Here is a 19799-nt window from a genome sequence, read left to right on the forward strand (position 1 = left end):
AACTGACCCTGCACCCACCGCGAACGGAGTGTCCAACCGTGGAACGTCGCAGTTTCTTACGAGTGGGAGTCGTCGGAGCAGCCGCCGCCGTATTCGGCGGAGCCTCCTGGCACGACGCCTTCGCCGCAACCGCTCAGCCTGGGCCGAGCCCGTACGGGCCGCTGCAGGCAGCGGACGCGAACGGCGTCATGCTGCCGAGTGGCTTCACCAGCCGGGTTGTCGCCCGGACCGGTCAGCGCGTCGCCGGCACGAACTACACCTGGCACCCGGCCCCGGACGGCGGCGCGTGTTTCGCCGACGGCACGGGCTGGATCTACACGTCCAACAGCGAAGTCGCCATCACCGGCGGCGCAGGCTCGATCAAGTTCGACGCCAACGGCAACATCACCAGCGCGTACCGGACGTTGTCCGCGACCAACGTGAACTGCGCGGGGGGCGCGACGCCTTGGAACACGTGGCTTTCCTGTGAGGAAGTCGACCGCGGTTATGTCTACGAAACGGATCCGTGGGGCGTGAAGGCCGCGGTCCGCCGTCCGGCGATGGGACGGTTCAAGCACGAGGCTTGCGCGGCCGACCCGGACCGGAAGGTCATCTACATGACCGAGGACGTGTCGGACGGCGCGTTCTACCGGTTCATCCCGAACACTTGGGGCGATCTGTCGGCCGGCCGCCTCGAGGTGATGATCGGGTCGAACTCGCAGACCAGTGGACCGGTTACCTGGCAGCAGGTTCCGGACGTGGACGGGAGCCCGGCGACGCGGAGTCAGGTTGCTGGAACCAAGCGGTTCAACGGTGGCGAGGGGTGTTACTACGCCGCCGGGGTCTGCTGGTTCACGACCAAGGGCGACGGCCGGGTGTGGGCGTATGACGCGGTTAACAGCACGATCAGCCTGACTTACGACGACTCGCTCGTCTCCGGCGGCACGCCGCCGCTGACCGGCGTGGACAACGTGACGCGGTCGAGTGCGGGGGATCTCTTTGTTGCTGAGGATGGCGGCAACATGGAGATCTGCATCATCACGCCGAATGCGATCGTGGCGCCGTTCCTGCGGATCAACGGGCAGAGCAGTTCGGAGATCACCGGGCCCGCGTTCTCGCCGAACGGCAAGCGGTTGTACTTCTCTTCGCAGCGCGGGACTTCCGGGAGCAGCAGTGGTGGGATCACCTATGAGGTAACGGGTCCGTTCCGGGCCTAGATGCTTTAGCTGGCCGGGGCGGCGCGATTTGCCCTTTGCTCAACCGCTTTTCCTCGCTGGGAATCTCGGTCGAGGTTCCCAGCGAGCCGCCGCCTAGGCCGGGAAGAGCTCGAAGGCCACTGCCGGTTTTCCGCCGAACCGCTCGCCTGCCTGCCTGGCGAAGTCCCGGAGGAACACATTGGGCTCCGACATCGGGCCGGGGCCGAGGCCTTCGAGGTATTTCCGGTGTGCCTCAAGCGAAGCCACGCCACGGTCCAAACTGGACTCGACATCCACGGCGTGCGTCGCGTTCGGTGAGCCTGCGATCGCCACCCAGCGCACGCCTTGCCACTTCGCCAGGCCCAGTTCGGGAAAGATCCATTGGTTTCCGGCGTCGCCGACCGCGTCAAGCACTGCCTCGCCGACGTTTCGGTGGTCCGGCGAGTTGCGGTTGCCACCTGGCCAGAACGGCGCGTAGTTCAGGGTGATCACGAGTTCCGGCCTGTGCCTGCGGATCGCCGCGGCGATGTCCCTGCGCAGCGGGATGCCGTATTCGATCACACCGTCCTTGTGGCCGAGGAATTCCACTTCGGACACGCCGACGATCCTGGCCGCTTCGATCTGCTCTGCTTCGCGCAGCGGACCGCATTCTTCCGGCGGTATGCCGTCGATTCCGGCTTCGCCACGGCTCGCCAGCAGGTACACCACCTTTTTGCCTTCGTCGACCCAGCGGGCTATTGCCGCGGAGGCACCGTATTCCAGGTCGTCGGGGTGGGCTACGACTGCGAGTGCGCGCTCCCAGTCGGTGGGCATCGGCTCGAAGTCGGTCATGATCAGCTGCTCCGGCGGGCGCGTTGTGGCTGGGCGCGGGTTGTCTTCTTCGCGCCCGTCTTCGCTGTGCTCTTCGCGGGCTGCTTGGCTCCGGTCTTGTTGGCCGCGGCCGACTTCGCCGCTGCCGCCGTCTTGGCCGGGGTCTTCTTCGCCTGTGCTGTCACGGACTTCGTCGGCGTGCTTGCCGCGGCAGCCTTGGCGGGCGCCGGTTTCTTCACGGGCTCGGCGACTACCGTGACCCGCTTGGGTTCCGGTTCCTTCTCAGCCGGTGCGCTGACGGGCGCAGGTCGCGTGTCGGCGCGCCAGCTTGAGCGGCTGCGTGTGCGCGACCAGCGGACTGCGTTCTCCGGACGGCGCCCCGACTCCCCAGGCGCGGAGCGCGCACGACCGGCCCGCACGGCACAGCCGACCAGGAACAGCGTGTGACGCCAAAGCCTGTGCTGCTTCACCGTTGCGACAAGCTCGCCGATCGTCGTACGGACAACGGTCTCGTCCGGCCAGCTCACCTTGTACGCGGCCACAACCGGTGTCTCGTCGTCGTAACCACCGGCGCGCAACGCATCGGCCAGCTCGCCGGCGCGTGCGGCCGGGACGAGCACGGCCATCGTCGTGCCGAACTGCGCGTACTCCTTGATCTGCGCGAGATCGGGCATACCGACGGTTTCTTGGCCAGCCATGATCACGGAGTCGGCGTACTCAGGCTCGACCAGCGCGACACCCGCCGAAACTGCGGCGGCGGACATGGGCGACACGCCCGCGACAACGTCCGCTGGGAGTCCAACCCGCGCACAGATGTCCAACTGTGCGCGCAATCCGCCCCACATGGCTGGGTCGCCTGCGAACAAGCGCGCGACGCGCAGCTTGTCCCGCACCGCTCGGCGGTACACCTCGACGATCTCGTCGTCGCTGTGCCGGGTCATGTCGATCAGTTCGGCCTCGGGTTTCGTGTTCTCCCGCACCCATCCGGCCTCGATGATGCTCGGTGTCCACAACACCACGTCGGCCTCGCCGATACGGCGAGCGCCTCGTACCGTGATCAGGTCCGTTGCCCCCGGACCCGCTCCGACAAAGCTGATTCCTGCGCTCACCCGGCGACCGTACCGTGACGCTCAGCACCTCCCGTGCTCGCCCCACGCACTCGCGATGCGACACTCCAGGGCGTGACAGCGACGGGAGAGCAGGTCTTCGATTGGATCGACGCGCGTGCGGAAGATCGTCGCCGCGCCGGGCTGACCAGGCAACTTCGCCCGCGCGGGGCGGACAGCACACTGCTCGACCTCGCCGGGAACGACTACCTCGGGCTCAGCAGGGACAAGCGGGTCGCCGGTGCGGCAGCAGCCGCCGCGCTGCGCTGGGGCGCCGGTTCGACTGGGTCGCGGTTGGTCACCGGGACGACTGAACTGCACACCGAACTCGAGCACGCGTTGGCCGCTTTCTGTGGCGCACAAGCGGCTTTGGTGTTCTCGTCCGGTTTCGCCGCGAACCTCGGCGCGATCACGGCACTGTCCGGAAAAGGTTCGGCAATCGTTACCGACGCCTACATCCACGCTTCGTTGATCGACGGATGTCGGCTCTCACGTGCGGACATCGCGGTGATGAGCCACGGTGACGCGAAGTCGATCAAGCACGCGCTGTCGACGCGCCGGACAGAGCACGCGTTGGTCGTCACCGATTCAGTGTTCTCAGTAGACGGAGACCTCGCGCCACTGCCCGCGCTCGCCGAGGCGTGCCGCGAGCACAACGCGGGTCTGCTCATCGATGACGCGCACGGTTTCGGTGTGCTCGGCGAAGGTGGCCGCGGTGCGGTCGCGGAAGCCGGTTTGATCAAGGAACCGAACGTGATCACCACCATCACGTTGTCGAAATCCCTTGGCGCACAAGGCGGTGCGGTGGTGGGGCCGCGCCGGGTGATCCGCCATCTGCTGGAGACGGCGCGGACGTTCATCTTCGACACCGGCCTCGCCCCGGCCAGCGCGGCCGCCGCATTGGCCGCGCTGAACGCGCTGAAAGAAGAACCCGAACGGCCGACCCGCGTGCGCGACAACGCGATGACGCTGGCGATGCGCTTGCGGGAAGCCGGTTTCCGGGCGTCCTTGCCGGACGCAGCGGTGATCTCGGTCCAGGCGCCGTCCCCATCGGACGCACTCAGCTGGGCCGACGAGTGCCGCGCGGCCGGGGTGTGGGTCGGCTGCTTCCGCCCGCCGTCAGTGCCGGACAAGATTTCGCGGCTGCGGCTGACCGTCCGGGCCGATCTGACCGAATCAGACATCGACAAGGCCGTCGACGTGATCGTCCGCTGCGCCCCGCCGGGCGCGGCTCAAAGGTGAGTGGCGTAGTACGCCAACGACCGGTTGTACCTGGGCAGGTGCTTGGCCAACGCGGCCAGCGCCAGCCCGGCGGCCTCGCGTGCATGCCCAGTGTCCACAAGGGCCAGCGCCAGGAACGCGTCCAGCGCGTCATCCAGTTCGTCTGATTCCTGGCGCTCACGCTCGGCGGTCAGCAGCGCCACGCTCTGTTCAGGATGACCGAGGTTGCGCAGCGTGCTGGCCAACTGGATCAAGGCGCGGCGCCTTCGGTAGCCGCTCAAGCCGGACTCGAGCGCCTTGCGATAGAGCGGCTCGGCCAGCTCGGGCCGTCCGGTCGAGTCGTTCGCGCTCGCCAGCTCGAACAGACCGACCGGATCGGACGTCACGGCAGCGGCGTCTTGATCTGCTGCATGAGCTCCGTGTAGTACGCCATCACGCGGGTGTAGACACCTGGCTTGTTCGGCAGCCCGCAGCCCTCGCCCCACGAGGAGATCCCGAGCAACCTGCCGTGCGCGACCATCGGGCCGCCCGAATCGCCCTGGCAGCCGTCTATCCCTCCTTGGGGGTAACCCGCACACACCATCCAGTTCGAGTTGTACTTCGTGAACGAGTCCGAACAGCTCGAATCGGACACGATCGGCACGTCCGCCTTGAGCAGGTACTGCGAGGTCTGGCCGCCCGACGCGGTCCGGCCCCAGCCCAGGATCGTGGCCATCGTGTCCTGCTCGTAGGCGGAGTGGTCGTTGGACGTGGCTATCGGCAACGGCGAGTACCGGGTGATCGGCTTGGCCAGGGTCAGCACCGCGACGTCGTGCCCGGCCAGCGCGTCGGTGTACTTCGGGTGCGTCCAGACGCCCTTCACCGGGACTTCGACGCCCTCGGTCTTGCTCTTCTTGTCGTCCCGCCCGGCGACGACGGAGATCTCGCCGGCCGTCTGGCCTTTCACGCAGTGCGCGGCCGTGACGACCTTGATCGACGAGGCCAGCGTGCCACCGCAGAACTGGAAGCCGTCCGTGCTCGCCAGGTACACGACGAACGGGTAGTCATCGGTGCTCGCCTTTGTGCCGCCGACGATCCGGACGTCGGCCGACGCGGGCACCGCGGCCGCGATCATGCCGGCGAGGAGGCACACCACCGCCAGCAGACGGCCGATCCTGGGTTTGTCCCTCATGGCGTGCTCCCTCCGACTCCCCTGTGGACCATGCCCACGTTAGGTGAGAAGAGATCAACGCGCTGTCACTGAATCGGGTGGAGTTGACTCGTGATTAGCTAGTCGTGTGCGGAGGATGTTGGTGATCTTGCTGTTCGTGGCGGGATGCAGTGTGCAACCTGCTGCGCAGCCGTCGCCCACACTGCCGGTCACCTCGCAATCACCAGACACGACAACGGAAACGGCAACGAGTGGCCCGCCGACCGCGAAGCCCGTGTGGGAAGTGGGCAAGAACCCGTTGCCCAAGGGGCCGGGTGGCTTCGGTGAGATCCGGCCGACACCGCCCGAACTGGTGAATCGGGCATTGCCGACAAAGGACATCCTGCCGCCGCCCGCTGACGGCGAGTACACATCGACGATCACGCCGATCCCGCCCGATGTGCTGGCGCGCAGCACCTGGCAGGCCGGATGCCCGGTGAGCAAGGACGAACTGCGCTACCTGACGATGTCGTTCTGGGGCTTCGACGGCCGTCCGCACACCGGCGAGATGATCGTGCACAAGAAGGTCGCCCAGCAGATCACGGGCGTGTTCGCGAAGCTCTACGAAGCCAAGTTCCCGCTTGAGGAAATGCGCGTGTCGACGCCTGCGGAGCTGACCGCGCCGCCAACCGGGGACGGCAACAACACGACCGCGTTCGTGTGCAGGCCCGCACGCGGCCAGACGAACTGGTCAGCGCACGCGTACGGCTTGGCCGTCGACATCAACCCGTTCTGCAACCCGTACAGCAAAGGCGAGCTCGTGTTGCCCGAGCTCGCCTCTGCCTATGTGGACCGTGGGAGAGTCCGGCCCGGCATGATCCGGGCAGGTGACGTGGCCGAGCGTGCGTTCGCCGCGATCGGCTGGACCTGGGGCGGCACGTGGCGCACGCCCAAGGACCTGATGCACTTCTCGGCCACTGGCTCCTAGCTCTTGTCCCCGCTGTTGCCGCCGCCGTTGTTGGCGTTCTCGTCGTCATCGGACGGACGGCGGCCACGGAACCCGCTGAAGACCTTGTCCGCGACACCGGACAGCGCGCCGCCCACGTCGCTGAAGACCTTCACCAGCGGGTCGGTGGAGTTGTTCCACGCGTCCTTGTAGGACTTGGCAGCACCCTGGATGTCCTCGTTCAGCGGATTGCCGTCGTCCTGCGCGTCGCGGCGCTTGTAGTCGCCGGTGAGGATGGTGCGGTACTCCTCGGACGCGGCCCAACGCTGCAACTGCGAGGCACGCACGACCGCGAACGGGTGCGTCTGCTGCTCGACCGCGAGCAGCTTGATGATGCTGTCGCGGATGTCCTCGACATCTTCGTACTCCTTGGCCTGCTCGAGGAAGGCCGGGATGTCGATCTGCGAGAGGTCCGTCGCGCCCGCGAGGTACATGTGCGCACGCAGCGAGGCCTGCGGGTCCTGGCCGACGAGCAGACCGGCGCGGTCACAGCTGAGTTCGGCCTTGCGCTGCCACTCGTAGAGCGCGGCGATGACCGCACGCAGCCCGATCACGCCGAGCGGCACCCAGGCCACCGACCGCTGCAGCTTGAGCAGCCGGTCGAGCAGGGTGAGCAGCACCGCGTGCCCGGACAGCACGTGGCCCATCTCGTGACCGATCACGAACCGCAGCGCCTCGGTGTCGAACAGCTCGACCAGGCCGGAGGACACCACGATGAACGGCTCGTCGATGCCCCTGGTCTGCGCGATGACACGCGGGTCGCGGGCGACGTAGAGCTTGGGGACGGCAGGCAGATCGAGGATCTCCGCCGACTCGTTGCGGATCCGGTCGAGCACCGGGTACTGCGAAGGGCCGACACGGACGTGGGAAGCCACCGCCATCAGCCGCTCGGCGCGCTCGTTGAACAGCGCGTTCAGCGTCTTGAGCACGTCGGCGACGCCGGGTACAGCACGCAAAGTGGCCATCGCACCCTTGTCGGCCGGGTGCTCGTAGGCGCGCGGACTGATTCCGGGGAATCGGACGCGCGGTGACGACTGTTGGACGTCGGATTCAGTCACGGTGGTAAACCCTCTCCCTGTGGTTAACGCCAACGTACGCGGAAACGGACATCAAGAGGGCCGACTGGACCGCATACCCGGCAAAGACCAGGGTTGTCCCTGACCCTAGAAATCAGTGAGACCACTACCGGAGGTAGATCATGAGCCTGGAGCGTCCCGTCACGCCCGACCCCTACGACCTGCTGCCCACGGTCCGGTCGTTCACGGTGACGTCGAGCGACGTGACCGGCGGCGAGCAGCTACCGGGTGCGCAGGTGTTCGAGGACGGCAACACCTCACCGCAACTGAGCTGGTCCGGGTTCCCCTCGGACACCAAGAGCTTCGTGGTGACCTGCTTCGACCCGGACGCGCCGACCCCGTCGGGCTTCTGGCACTGGCTGGCCATCGACATCCCCGCCTCGGTGACCTCGTTGGACACCGGTGCCGGGGAGAGCGACGCCACGTTGCCGCAGGGCGCGTTCCACACGCGCAACGACTTCGGCAACCACAAGTTCGACGGCGCGGCACCTCCTGCCGGCGACCAGGTGCACCGCTACTACTTCGTGGTGCACGCGGTGGATCAGGAGAAGCTCGGCGTGGACGAGAACGCGTCGGCCGCCTACGTGAGCTTCAACCTCGCCTTCCACACGCTGGCCAGGGCGATCATCGTGCCGACGTATCAGCACTGACGGAACAAACCCGGAGCCGGTGCGGTTAACTGGGTCGTGCGGACCTTCGACCTGGTGATAATCGGTACCGGCTCCGGCAACTCCATCCTTGACCCGAGGTTCAAGGACTGGAACGTCGCCGTCGTGGAAAAGGGGACATTCGGCGGCACGTGCCTGAACGTCGGCTGCATCCCGACGAAGATGTTCGTGCACACCGCCGACCTGGCGGCCACTCCCGGCGCGAGCGCCCGGCTTGGCGTCGACTCGACGCTGGACGGCGTGCGGTGGGACGACATCCGGGACCGGATCTTCGGCCGGATCGACCCGATCGCCGCGGGCGGCCGTGAGTACCGCAAGAACCACGCGGACAACTCGAACGTCACGGTGTTCGAAGGCACCGGCCGGTTCACCGAGCCCAAGGTCCTCGAGGTCACGCTGACCGACGGCACCAAGCAGACCATCACCGCGCCCAAGTTCGTGCTGGCCGCGGGCGGCCGGGTGACGGCACCGGATGTGCCCGGTCTAGCCGAGGTCGGCTACGAGACCAGCGACACGATCATGCGGCTGGCGAAGCTGCCGAAGAAGCTGACCATCCTCGGCAGCGGCTTCGTCGCAGCCGAGTTCGCGCACGTGTTCTCTTCCTACGGCGTCGACGTCACGGTCGTCGCGCGCTCAGGCGCGTTGCTGCGCAGCGAGGACGACGACATCTCCGGGCGGTTCACGGCGTTGGCCCAGGAGAAGTGGGACGTCCGGCTGGATCGCAAAACCGTGCGGGCCGAACGCGACGGCGACGTGATCAGGCTGCACCTGGAAGGCCCGTCGGGCGCCGAGACCGTGGAGTCCGACGTGCTCCTGGTGGCGGTCGGGCGGACGCCCAACTCGGACATCCTCGACGTCGTCGCCGGTGGTGTCGCCGTCGCCCCGACAGGGCACGTCGTGGTCGACGAGTACCAACGGACCACAGTGGACGGTGTGTACGCGGTCGGCGACATCAGCTCGCCGTACGAGTTGAAGCACGTCGCGAACCACGAGGCACGCATCGTGCAGCACAACCTGTTGCACCCGGAGGACCTGCGGAAAGCGGACCACAGGTTCGTGCCGCACGCGGTGTTCACGTCGCCGCAGATCGCATCGGTCGGCTTGACCGAACGGGAAGCCAAGGCGAGCAGCCAGCGCTATGTCGTGGCTGAGCAGGCGTACGCGGACATCGCCTACGGGTGGGCGATGGAGGACACGTCCGGTTTCGTGAAATTGCTGGCTGACCCGGCCAGCGGGCAGCTGATCGGCGCGCACATCATGGGCCCGCAGGCCGCGAGCGTGATCCAGCCGCTGATCCAGGCGATGAGTTTCGGGCTGCGCGCGGACGACATGGCCCGTGGGCAGTACTGGATCCACCCCGGCATGCCTGAGGTCGTGGAGAACGCGCTGCTCAAACTCGTTTTGGACTAATTGGCTCAACCTTTCGGCACACCCGGGCGTGTAGAGGTCGACAAAGTCGATCAACCCCGGGGAGTGCCGTAACCGTGTGGGGCTGGATTCGCAAGACGTTGTACGTCTTGGTGTTCCTGTCGATAGCCGCACCACTGATCGCGTTCCGCTACAGCTACACGTTATGGGAGATACCGGATCCAGCGCAGATCGCCGCTGGTCAGAACCAGACCATCACGTTGTACTACTCGGATGGCAAGACCGAGTTGGCGAGGATCTCGCCGAAGAGCGGGGACCGTTCGTCGATCCGGTTTCAGGACATCCCCTTACACGTGCAGCAGGCGGTGCTCGCGGCCGAGGACAACACGTTCTGGGAGAACTCGGGTTTTGACATCACCGGGATCGCCCGTGCGGTCTGGAACAACGTGACCGGTGACTCCGGTGGCGGGTCGACGATCACTCAGCAGTACATCAAGAAGGCGACCGGCAACGAGGAGCTCTCGTTCGGCCGCAAGTGGAAAGAACTGGTCCTCGCCAAGAAGATGGCGGACACCTACTCCAAGAAGGACCTGTTCACCGCCTATCTCAACACTGTCTACTTCGGACGTGGCGCGAACGGGATCCAGGCGGCGGCGCAGGCGTACTTCGGCAAGAACGTCCAGCAGCTGGACGTGTCCGAGGCGGCGCTGCTCGCCGGGGTGATCCAGCGGCCGACGTACTGGGATCCCGACGTGGACAGGGAAAACGCCGAACGCCGGTGGAACTTCGTGCTCGGCCAGATGAGCAGCCAGGGCTGGCTGGCCAACCGCGAGACGCTGAAATTCCCGGCCACCCTGCCGAGGGACGCTTCGCCGAGCTCAGCGCGGCTGCAGATCGAGAACCAGGTGCTCGCCGAGCTCGAAGATGTGGCGGATCTGCCAAGGGACGCGCTGCACCAGCGGGGATACCGGGTGATCACCACCATCGACCGGAACGCACAGACGAGCCTCGAGCAGTCCGTTTCGACAGTTATGGCTGGTCAACCGGATTACCTGCGCGCGGCGGCCGTTTCACTCGACCCTAAATCCGGTGGCGTGCTGGCGTACCACGGCGGCGGCAACGGAGTCGGCTTGGACTACGCCCAATCGCCGCAGGACGCCGGTACGACGTTCGGCACTTTCGTGGCGGTTGCCGCACTGCGTCAGGGTTTCCGGCTCGATCACCCGTTGGACGGCAGCTCGCCGCGGATGGTCGACGGCATCCCGTTCCAGAATCCGCAGGGTGTCCGGTGTTCACCGTGCAGCCTGCGCAGCTCTCTCGGCATGCAGGCGAACACCGCTTCGGCCGAGTTGACCTCCCAGGTCGGCGTCGGCGCGGTGGCCGAGGCGGCGTTCCAGCTCGGGATTTCCCGTGAGCTGCGCGGAAAGCCCGCGTTCGGCAAGGATCCGGACACTCGTATCGCTGTCGGTGGCGGGAGCACAAGCGTTCGCCCCATCGACATGGCTCGTGCGTACGCCACCCTCGCAGCCGACGGCGTGCGGACAACACCGCACTTCATCAGCCGAGTCGAGGACATCGACGGCAACATCCGTTACAACGCCACGCCTTTGCTGACACAGGCCATTCCGCCCAAGATCGCCGACGCGGTCACGTTCAGCCTGACGCGAACGCAGGGGGCTTTCACCCGGCCAGGGACTCGCTCGTACGGCGACGACGGCGCGAACGCCAAGGCCTGGATGGTCGGTTACACCAGGGACATCGTGACCGTGGTGTGGATGGGTGCCGACAAGATCATTGCCATCAAGAACAAGGAGAACAAGGACATCACCGCGTTCGGCGAACCCACCACGATCTGGAGTGCGGTGATGGACGGCTACCGCGGTACGGAGAGTCCCAAGAAGCCCACGTTCGATCCCAAGAAGCCCTCGCCTGACCCGGCCGCCCGGCCGACGCCGCGTACCACCAGGTAGCACGTCGTGAGTGTTTTGGCCGGCGCCAACCGGCCAAAACACTCACGACAGGCCTCAGCGGCCGAGGGTGCTGTTGGTGATCAACTGCTGCAGCGGGTTACCGGTCGGGGCGTTGGTGCAGTTGCCCGTGTTGACCTTGGGCACGTCGGTGAGACCGCTGACGAACACACCGCTGCCGCACATCTGCATCGGCAGCACACTGACGTTGCTCACCAGCGGCGCGTCACCGTCGAAACCGCTGAGCACGTCCTCGTCCTGATCCGCGAACGCGGTGGCAGCCGGGCCGAACATGGCCGCCATTACCGCACCGAGCACAATAAAACGCCTCTTCACAGGCATGCGAAACCTTTCACAACGACATCAGAGGGCCGGATCGGGGAACGCACGATCCGCGACGCGGGAAAAACAGTACCGACGCAGCCGGGAAAGCCAAAACTTCCGCGCCATGTTCACTCGTCTGAGAAAAGTGCGCACACGCTTCGTGACAACTGTTCTGGGGAAATGCAAACCCGACCCGGCGAGCATGTCGCCGGATCGGGTAGCGCGAGCGGAACCGGCACCCCGGTCCCGGCCGCCTCCGCGCCCTCTGGTACGCGTTATCAGCCCTTGTTCGTCACCACCACCGTGTTGCCATCACCGCTGTTGGCGACCGTTGTGGTGTTGTGATGACTGCCATTACCTGCGACAACGGTGGTGCTGTTGCTGACACCGTTGTTGCTGACCGAAGTGTCATTGTTGTTGCTGGAGTTATTGCTCACGACAGTCGTCGACCCGACGGCGTGATTGTTGCTGATCGCCGTGTCGTTGCCGTTGCTCGCGACGTTGCTCACCACTGAGGTGGTGTGATCCGAGTCGTGGTTGCTCACGGCCGTGTCGTTGTGATCGGCGCCAGTGTTGCTCACGACAACGGCGTTGTGGTCCGAGTCGTCATTCTGAACCGCAGTGTCGTTGTGGTCCGCGTGGTTGTTCGTCACGGCGATGCCGTTGTGGTCCGAGTCATCGTTGGACACGGCGATGTCGTTGCCATTGGCCGCGGTGTTGGTGACGGACACGGCGTTGTCGTCTGAGTGGTCGTTGGATACGGCGGAGTCGTTGCCGTTGGCGTGCGTGTTGCTGACCGTCACCCCGTTGTGGTCGGCGTGGTCGTTGGACACGGCCGAGTTGTTGTGGTTGGCATGCGTATTGCTGACGCTGGTGGAGTTGGCATTGGAATGATCATTGCTGACCGCGGTGTCATTGTGATCCGCGTGATGGTTGCCCACCGACGTGCCATTGCCGTTGGAATGCTCGTTCTCCACCGATGTGTTGTTGTGGTCGGCATTGGAGTTGACGACCTTGATCCAGTTGGCGCTGGCGAGCAGGTTGGAGACCGTCGTGTGGTTGGCATTGCCGTTGTGGTTGCCGACCGCGACTTGGTTGTGCCCAGGCTTTTCGGCAGCGTACGCCGTTCCCATCAACCCAGGCAGTGCCAATGCACCAATCAGAACAGCCAGCGCCGCCCATCGATTGAAGATCACCGAATGCTCCTCGTTCTCGTTTTCCGCGAGTGGCGCTCTGCCACCACCAAGCGCCCCACTTGACGGTAGTGCCGAATTGCCAGCACGGTCGGGTGGATTACAGCGCCCAGCCGGTTGATTGCGGAAAACCGCAGTTCACGTCATTTCGGCAGCATTCAACCCCGGCAATTCCCGGCCGCGGGAACGCCAACTTTCACGCGCTCGGTCACCACTGTGCGCCCATTCGGCCCAGTGGCTCACATACGCCGAGTCATATGGCGGAGCTGCAATATTGCGTTGGCTACATGAGTTGGTCGTATGCGGCTGTCGCCACCGACGAGGCGCGGATAAGCCCCTTCCGTAAGCCGCGTCGAGGACGCCTGTTCGGACAGCTGTAACTCAGCCGAGAACTCGCCGCCTATGGCGATGGCGGCGCCACAACCAAGGCCTCGATGGTCAGCAGTACCAAGGACATCGCGACTCTGTGGGGATGGGCGAAGGATCCCCTGTCGACTTGGCGCGGTTCTTCTTACTAGGTAGGGATTCTCACCGTCGATCAACAGGTCAGGAAGCTCCCCTTTGCCACGTCTGCGAATACCGGACCTGCGGCTCGTCGCGGATCTCGTACAGATCAGGCCGACGTTCCGGCGCGATCTGTACAGAGGCATGGCGAATCGGATCCTCCCAATCAAGTGGCCAGCGGGTATGGGAGCTGGACCACCGGACTCCTTGCAGGTTGATCCCTCGCAGGCCGACGTGTGTCAGGTCGGCATTGGTGAAGTCCGAGATGACAGCATCGAGTCGGGCGATGCCGTCCGCCAGCTCACGGGGACTACGGAGAGCCTGAAAGCGAATGTCGTCACGGTCGAGCGCGATTGAGCGAACGTCGCCCAAGTCGCTGAAGCGGATGAGCTCGTCCCGTAGAGCGATCCCCAGCTCGTGCTTCTCCGATCGTCTGAAGGTTCGCCTGAGTTCACCCATGAGTGCCACAGCCACCTTCGCGGCAAGGTCAAGTCCGAGGTCGCGGGCCCAGACCACAGCGCCTCGAAGCAGCGCATGCCGTCTGACAAGCTCGCGGACACGAGCGATGGCCTCCACAACGCCCCGCGCACTGGGAAGCGCGCTGTCGACGTGCGCAAGGCCGAGAGCGCGGGAAAGAGCGAGCGCACGGTCGTAGTCGGCAACAAGAGAACCGGGGCGTTTGTGCTCCCGGATGCTGGCCAGGCCTTTCTCCAAGCTGGCCACGAGGTCGGCGGCATCGACGAACGCTTCGGCGATCATCCGGACCCGGCGGAGCTCTTCGAGCGGAATCCCACTCCTGAATGCCAAGCGTCCGTGGAAGGACCGAGTTGCCACCCGCCAAGCCAGCTCGTCGAGTGGAGCCAACGTAGGTGGGTGGTCGTTCACCGTGTCCGGCACCGAGAATTCATGGGGAGGCGGAGAGATGTCACGGGACACGATGGCAGCAAGCCCGGCATCGACGTCCAACGCGGCATCCAGCGCGCTGTCCAACGACCGAAGACGACCGGGCAGGCAGGCGTCACGCAGTCCGGCCTCGATGTCGAGGGCCAGGCCGATCATCTCGGCGAGGTCGGTCAAGCCGTGTTCGAACCAGTCGTCCAGACGTGCGTCGCGACTGTCGTCAATCATGAGCCCTCCCCGCCGTTCAGAAAGACGTCGATTGCGCGTCGGGCAAGGTAGAGATTGCTGCGGACGGCATCGTGCGTGATGCCGAGTTCGACAGCTATCTCCAGTGGCGTGTAGCCCGACAACCGCCAAGCCATGACCTGACGTTGTCGAGTCGGCAAACGCGCCAACGCGGTGATCAACTCGTGGCGCTCGTGCCAGGCGTCCGCTGGGGTCGCCCGCAACACCGAGCCGGGCTCGATGGCATCAGCTGTCAGATTCTCCTTGGTGCTGACGAATTTGCGAATCAACGCACGGGACGCGACCCGGTATGACCAGGCACGCGGATTGTCTAGCTTGTGCCAGCGTTCGTATGCGCTGCTCAGGGTGTCTTGAGCGATGTCGGTGGCGTCCGCAAGCGACGCGCCGTGCATCATCAGGAATCCGACCAGTTGTTGGACCGTTGCGCGGTAGAACAGTTCGAACTCGCCGGACCGGGCTGAGTCCGGGATCGCCTCGTCGGCGGATGGGCGACGGGCAAACTCAGCGTCCGACATAGCGCTCCCTTGGGCCGGTGCCGATCCGCAACCGCGTTCTGCTGCCGTCGCGGCGGACGTCGTCCAGTTCTACCTGCATGCCGGGCGGGAGCTTGCATGCCAGCGCGGCGAGCGTGTCGTGTTGTCGTGTTTGCGCACGGAGCCGCAAAGTCAGGGCGCACAGCGAGACCAATTGGGTGGCCGCCGTGAGCACGATCAAGATCAAGGTCACATAAGTAAGAGGCACCTGCCCGCATGATCGTGAAGCCAGGTCCCGAGGAGTTGGTCGATCGCACGGGAGCCGACGCCCCGGAATCGCCCGCATACCTCAAGACACGACCACGGTCACGGCTCGTCGGCGAAAGCCAAGCCGCGGCCACCGAGCTCCTCGCGCAGGACCTCGATGGCCTTCTTGCCGACCCCGTGGATCGCCAGCAGGTCCTTGGCCGTGATCCCTGCCAGTTGCTCGTAACGGGTATACCCGTGCAACGCCAGTTCCCGCTTCGCGACCTTGCCGATCCGGTGCGGGAACTCGGTTTCCAGCCCGGTGTGCGGCTCGATCGTGGTGTGCTCCTCGGTCAAACCGTCACCCCAAGAGTTGGTCGATGGCGCGATAGATCCGCTTCTCGGACACCGCGTACGCGGTCTTGATCGACTGGGCGAAGTAGCTGAGCCGCAGTTCCTCGATCATCCACCGGATCCGGCGCGCCTCGGGCGAGTCCGGTAGCTCCCGGTAGGCCTGCCAGACGTCCTGCACGATCTGCGCCCACTCGAGATCACGGTCCGGCCGCTCGGGCAGCTTGTCCAAGCGCAGCTCGATACCTCGTAGGTACCGGGTCAGGCTCGGCAGCTGGTCGTAGCCGGTCGCGGTCACGAAACCCCGATACACCAAGCGAGACAGCTGTTGCCGGATGTCGCGCAAGGACGGTTCCAACCGCGCTCCGCCCATTCCGGACAGTCGTGTTTGGACCGAGTTGTACGCCGCCAGCGCGCTGCCGACCTGACTGACGACCTCGAACACGGTGGGGTTCAGCTGCGTACGAACCTTGTCCTGCAAGGCTTTGAACCCTGCTTCCTCCCACGCGACACCCCCGGCGTCGCTGACGAGCTTGTCGACGGCACACGCTATGCAGTCGTCGAAGAAGTCCTGCATGTCGCGGTGCGGGTTGGCCGACAAAGCCAGCTTGGCGGTGTTGGACATCCTGCCGAGCACGTACTTCAGCGGCGAAGCCGTGTTCAGCAACAGCAGCCGCCGCGTGCCCTTCCACATCGAGTCGCGCTGGTCGGCCTCGGTCTCGAACATGCGGACGTCGACCGACGTTCCCGCGTCGACCAAAGCGGGATACGCGGTCACCACAAAGCCGTGCTGCTCCTGCCGGAGCATCTTCGGCAACGTGCCGATCTCCCAGGTGCGCAGGCCTTTTCGTTCGATCTCACCGGCCGCGGACGACAGGGTCTCGCGCATCTTCGGCTGCAGGCGGCGTTTCAGGTCACCGAGGTCTTTGCCTTCGGCCAGCAGCTTGCGGCGTTCGTCCTCGACGCGGTAGGTCACCCGCAGGTGATCGGGGATCTTGGTGAGATCCCAGTCCTCGCGGGCCACCGCGATCCCGGACAACGCCTTGATCTCGCGTTCGACCGCGTCGAGCAGGCTGTGGTCCTTGAGCTCCGGAATCCGGTGCAGAATCGCCTTCGCCCAGTCAGGAGCGGGCACGAAGTTGCGGCGAACCTGCTTGGGCAACGACTTCAGCAGCGAGGTGATGATCTCCTCGCGCAGCCCCGGCACCTGCCACGCGAAGCCGTCCGCGGTCACCTGGTTGAGCACGGGCAAAGGGATGTGCGCGGTTACGCCGTCGTCCTTGCGCCCCGGTTCGAACTGGTACGACAGCCGCATGGTCAGGCCGCCACGGTTCCAGTTGTCCGGGAACGCCTCGGGGGTCACGGTCCGCGCGTTGGCGTTGAGCAGCATGTCGGTCGGGAACGTCAGCAGATCCGGCTGCTCGCTGCGAGCCTTCTTCCACCAGGTGTCGAAGTGCCGCCCCGACACCACTTCGGCGCCGATTCGCTTGTCGTAGAAGTCGAACAGCGTCTCGTCGTCGACCAGCAGGTCACGCCGCCGTGCCCGGTTCTCCAGCTCTTCGACCTCGGTCAGCAGCTTGCGGTTGGCGTGGAAGAACTTGTGCCGCGTCTCCCAGTCGCCTTCGACCAGCGCACTGCGGATGAACATCTCGCGGGACAGTTCCGGATCAATCCGGCCGTAGTTGACTTTCCGGTTCGTCACGATCGGGATGCCGTACAGCGTCACGCGTTCGGTCGCCATCACGGCGCCTTGCTTGCGTTCCCAATGAGGTTCGCTGTACGTCCGCTTCACCAGATGCTGGGCCAGTGGCTCGACCCAGTCGGGTTCGATCCGGGCCGCGATCCGGCCCCACAGCCGGGACGTCTCGACCAACTCGGCGGCCATCACCCACTGCGGCGGCTTCTTGAACAACGCCGAGCCGGGGAACACCGCGAACCGGGCGCCGCGCGCGCCGATGTAGTCCTGCTTCTGCGGGTCGCGCAGGCCGATGTGGGACAGCAGGCCGGCAAGCACCGATTGGTGCACGCGGACCGCGTCGACTTCACCGCCGGCAGGCTTCGCCTTGACGTCCATCACTTGCCGCAGCTGCGAGTAGATGTCCTGCCATTCCCGTACTCGGAGGTAGTTCAGGAACTCGGCCTTGCAGAGCTTGCGGAACCGGTTGCCGGAGAGCTCCTTCTGCTTCTCGCGCAAGTACTCCCACAGGTTCAGGTACGACAGGAAGTCCGACGTCTTGTCGGTGAACCTGGCGTGCGCCTGCTGCGCTTGCTCTTGCTTGTCAGCCGGCCGCTCCCGTGGGTCCTGAATAGACAGTGCGGCGGCGATCACCATGACCTCGTGCACGCAGCCGTTCCCCTCAGCCGCGAGGACCATCCTGGCCAGCCGCGGGTCGACCGGGAGCTGCGCGAGCTTGCGGCCCAACGGTGTCAGATCGGCCTTGTCGAGGGCGCCCAACTCCTGCAACAGGTTCACGCCGTCGGTGATGTTGCGCTTGTCCGGCGGGTCGATGAACGGGAAATCGGCCATGTCGCCGAGCCCGGCCGCGGTCATCTGCAGGATGACCGAGGCGAGGTTGGTGCGCAGGATCTCCGGGTCGGTGAACTCCGGCCGCGCGTCGAAGTCGTCCTCGGTGTAGAGCCGGATGCAGATGCCCTCGGAGACACGGCCACAGCGGCCTTTGCGCTGGTTGGCCGAAGCCTGGGAAATCGCTTCGATGGGCAGCCGCTGTACCTTCAACCGGTTGCTGTACCGGGAGATCCGCGCGGTGCCCGGGTCGATCACGTACTTGATGCCCGGAACCGTCAATGACGTTTCAGCCACGTTGGTGGCCAGCACGATCCGTCTGCCGCGATGCGACTGGAACACCCGATGCTGCTCGGCGAACGAGAGCCTGGCGTAGAGCGGGAGGATCTCGGTGTTCTTCAGGTCCTGTTTGGTGGCCGCGTGTTTTGATACCGCTTCGGCGGTGTCCCGGATCTCCCGTTCACCGCTGAGGAACACCAGGATGTCGCCGGGACCTTCGGCGGCGAGCTCGTCGACCGCGTCGAGGATCGCCTGTGTCTGGTCGCGGTCCTCGTCGGCGTGCGGGTCGTCCGGGTCGATGATCGGCCGGTACCGCACCTCAACCGGGTAAGTCCGGCCGGAGACCTCGACGATCGGCGCGTCGCCGAAGTGCCGGGAGAACCGCTCGGGGTCGATCGTGGCCGAGGTGATGATCACCTTGAGATCGGGCCGCTTGGGCAGAAGCTGTTTGATGTACCCGAGGATGAAGTCGATGTTGAGGCTGCGCTCGTGCGCCTCGTCGATGATCAGCGTGTCGTACTGGGACAGCAGCCGGTCGGACTGGATCTCGGCGAGCAGGATGCCGTCGGTCATCAGCTTGACCAGTGTGCCGTCGCTCACTTGATCGTTGAACCGGACCTTGTAGCCGATTGCCTCACCAAGCGGGACATCGAGCTCTTCGGCGATGCGCTCGGCGACCGTGCGCGCGGCGAGGCGACGCGGCTGCGTGTGGCCGATCGTGCCGCGTACGCCGCGGCCGAGTTCAAGGCAGATCTTCGGCAGCTGGGTGGTCTTGCCCGACCCGGTCTCCCCCGCCACGATCACCACCTGGTGGTCGCGCACGGCCGCAAGGATCTCGTCCCGTCGCTGGCTGACCGGCAGTTCGGCCGGATAGGTGATTTCGGGCAGGCCGGCGCGCCGCGCGTCGACCTTGAGTTCGGCCGCGGTGATCTCGGCGGCGATCTGCTCGATGACGGCCTGGCGGGCGGCTGGCTTGCGGACTTTGCGGACGCCTTCGAGGCGGCGGCCCAGCCTGCGCTCGTCGCGGAGGGTCAGCGCGGGCAGCCGCTGCGCCAAATCGGCGAGCGTCGATTCCTTTAGTGGGGTTCCCATCTCGACTACCAGGATAAGCAACGCCCGCGATCGGCACCCGCGGATTAAAAGTCGACCGGCCCTACGCGAAACACCGGATGAGATGGCAGTCTGTTCATTCGACGAACATCGTCGGTGACTACTACAACAAACATAGGATGT

The 19799-nt window shown here is 65.5% G+C and carries 18 protein-coding genes; 6 read left to right on the plus strand and 12 right to left on the minus strand.

The window, feature by feature from the left end:
• The first annotated feature begins 38 nt into the window (after nt 1–38).
• Nucleotides 39–1196: an alkaline phosphatase PhoX gene (locus B9C43_RS23595; RefSeq protein WP_084429010.1), complete on the plus strand. Its 1158-nt coding sequence runs from the start codon at nt 39–41 to the stop codon at nt 1194–1196.
• 93 nt (nt 1197–1289) lie between these two features.
• On the opposite strand, the gene B9C43_RS23600 is transcribed toward B9C43_RS23595, so the two are convergent.
• Both B9C43_RS23600 and B9C43_RS23605 read right to left on the minus strand, forming a co-directional pair.
• Nucleotides 1290–2006, minus strand: a complete 717-nt coding sequence (locus B9C43_RS23600; protein ID WP_084429012.1) for a PIG-L deacetylase family protein — start codon at nt 2004–2006, stop codon at nt 1290–1292.
• Nucleotides 2007–2008: 2 nt separating this feature from the next.
• Nucleotides 2009–3094 carry a cobalt-precorrin-4/precorrin-4 C(11)-methyltransferase gene (locus B9C43_RS23605; protein WP_200825651.1) on the minus strand — a complete coding sequence of 362 codons (1086 nt, stop codon included), beginning with the start codon at nt 3092–3094 and terminating at the stop codon, nt 2009–2011.
• A gap of 72 nt (nt 3095–3166) precedes the next feature.
• Here B9C43_RS23605 and B9C43_RS23610 point away from each other — a divergent pair, with 72 nt between their 5' ends.
• Nucleotides 3167–4333, plus strand: coding sequence for an 8-amino-7-oxononanoate synthase (locus tag B9C43_RS23610; RefSeq protein ID WP_084429014.1), 1167 nt, complete (start codon nt 3167–3169; stop codon nt 4331–4333).
• Here B9C43_RS23610 and B9C43_RS23615 read toward each other — a convergent pair.
• Together B9C43_RS23615 and B9C43_RS23620 are read right to left on the minus strand one after the other, a co-directional pair.
• A complete protein-coding gene (locus B9C43_RS23615) occupies nt 4324–4698 on the minus strand; it encodes a tetratricopeptide repeat protein (protein WP_235038784.1) in 375 nt (124 codons plus the stop codon). The genes B9C43_RS23610 and B9C43_RS23615 overlap by 10 nt on opposite strands.
• The gene (locus B9C43_RS23620; RefSeq protein ID WP_033393300.1) at nt 4695–5483 is read right to left on the minus strand and encodes a S1 family peptidase; all 789 of its coding nucleotides are present in this window, start codon (nt 5481–5483) and stop codon (nt 4695–4697) included. The genes B9C43_RS23615 and B9C43_RS23620 overlap by 4 nt, the downstream gene beginning before the upstream one ends.
• 115 nt (nt 5484–5598) lie before the next feature.
• Between B9C43_RS23620 and B9C43_RS23625 the strand changes: the two genes are divergently transcribed.
• Nucleotides 5599–6429 carry a M15 family metallopeptidase gene (locus B9C43_RS23625; protein WP_143446544.1) on the plus strand — a complete coding sequence of 277 codons (831 nt, stop codon included), beginning with the start codon at nt 5599–5601 and terminating at the stop codon, nt 6427–6429.
• Here B9C43_RS23625 and B9C43_RS23630 read toward each other — a convergent pair.
• On the minus strand, nt 6426–7505 hold the full coding sequence (locus tag B9C43_RS23630) for a M48 family metallopeptidase (RefSeq protein ID WP_033393299.1): 1080 nt from the start codon (nt 7503–7505) through the stop codon (nt 6426–6428). The genes B9C43_RS23625 and B9C43_RS23630 overlap by 4 nt on opposite strands.
• A 140-nt stretch (nt 7506–7645) precedes the next feature.
• Here B9C43_RS23630 and B9C43_RS23635 point away from each other — a divergent pair, with 140 nt between their 5' ends.
• The 3 genes from B9C43_RS23635 to B9C43_RS23645 all read left to right on the plus strand — a co-directional run bounded on the left by B9C43_RS23635 (nt 7646) and on the right by B9C43_RS23645 (nt 11529).
• Nucleotides 7646–8173, plus strand: coding sequence for a YbhB/YbcL family Raf kinase inhibitor-like protein (locus tag B9C43_RS23635; RefSeq protein WP_084429018.1), 528 nt, complete (start codon nt 7646–7648; stop codon nt 8171–8173).
• A 36-nt stretch (nt 8174–8209) separates the two neighbouring features.
• Nucleotides 8210–9601: a mycothione reductase gene (locus B9C43_RS23640; RefSeq protein WP_084429020.1), complete on the plus strand. Its 1392-nt coding sequence runs from the start codon at nt 8210–8212 to the stop codon at nt 9599–9601.
• A 74-nt stretch (nt 9602–9675) separates the two neighbouring features.
• Nucleotides 9676–11529 carry a transglycosylase domain-containing protein gene (locus B9C43_RS23645; RefSeq protein WP_084429021.1) on the plus strand — a complete coding sequence of 618 codons (1854 nt, stop codon included), beginning with the start codon at nt 9676–9678 and terminating at the stop codon, nt 11527–11529.
• Nucleotides 11530–11583: 54 nt separating this feature from the next.
• Here the strand turns inward: B9C43_RS23645 and B9C43_RS23650 are convergent, their stop codons facing one another.
• The 7 genes from B9C43_RS23650 to hrpA all read right to left on the minus strand — a co-directional run bounded on the left by B9C43_RS23650 (nt 11584) and on the right by hrpA (nt 19658).
• Entirely contained in the window at nt 11584–11862 is a 279-nt protein-coding gene (locus tag B9C43_RS23650; RefSeq protein ID WP_143446516.1) for a hypothetical protein, read from the minus strand.
• Between the two features lie 266 nt (nt 11863–12128).
• Nucleotides 12129–13046, minus strand: coding sequence for a hypothetical protein (locus B9C43_RS23655; protein ID WP_084429023.1), 918 nt, complete (start codon nt 13044–13046; stop codon nt 12129–12131).
• A gap of 543 nt (nt 13047–13589) precedes the next feature.
• Nucleotides 13590–14675: a hypothetical protein gene (locus B9C43_RS23660; protein ID WP_084429025.1), complete on the minus strand. Its 1086-nt coding sequence runs from the start codon at nt 14673–14675 to the stop codon at nt 13590–13592.
• On the minus strand, nt 14672–15208 hold the full coding sequence (locus B9C43_RS23665; protein WP_084429027.1) for an RNA polymerase sigma factor: 537 nt from the start codon (nt 15206–15208) through the stop codon (nt 14672–14674). The genes B9C43_RS23660 and B9C43_RS23665 overlap by 4 nt, the downstream gene beginning before the upstream one ends.
• Nucleotides 15195–15419 (minus strand): hypothetical protein, encoded by a 225-nt coding sequence (locus B9C43_RS23670; RefSeq protein ID WP_084429030.1) that lies wholly within the window; start codon nt 15417–15419, stop codon nt 15195–15197. Before B9C43_RS23670 ends, B9C43_RS23665 begins: the two co-directional genes overlap by 14 nt.
• 113 nt (nt 15420–15532) lie before the next feature.
• The gene (locus B9C43_RS23675; RefSeq protein WP_235038785.1) at nt 15533–15769 is read right to left on the minus strand and encodes a helix-hairpin-helix domain-containing protein; all 237 of its coding nucleotides are present in this window, start codon (nt 15767–15769) and stop codon (nt 15533–15535) included.
• A 4-nt stretch (nt 15770–15773) separates the two neighbouring features.
• Nucleotides 15774–19658 (minus strand): ATP-dependent RNA helicase HrpA, encoded by a 3885-nt coding sequence (gene hrpA / locus B9C43_RS23680; protein WP_084429032.1) that lies wholly within the window; start codon nt 19656–19658, stop codon nt 15774–15776.
• Nucleotides 19659–19799: the final 141 nt, after the last annotated feature.

This window comes from Kibdelosporangium aridum, assembly GCF_900176515.1.
Lineage (GTDB): Bacteria > Actinomycetota > Actinomycetes > Mycobacteriales > Pseudonocardiaceae > Kibdelosporangium > Kibdelosporangium aridum.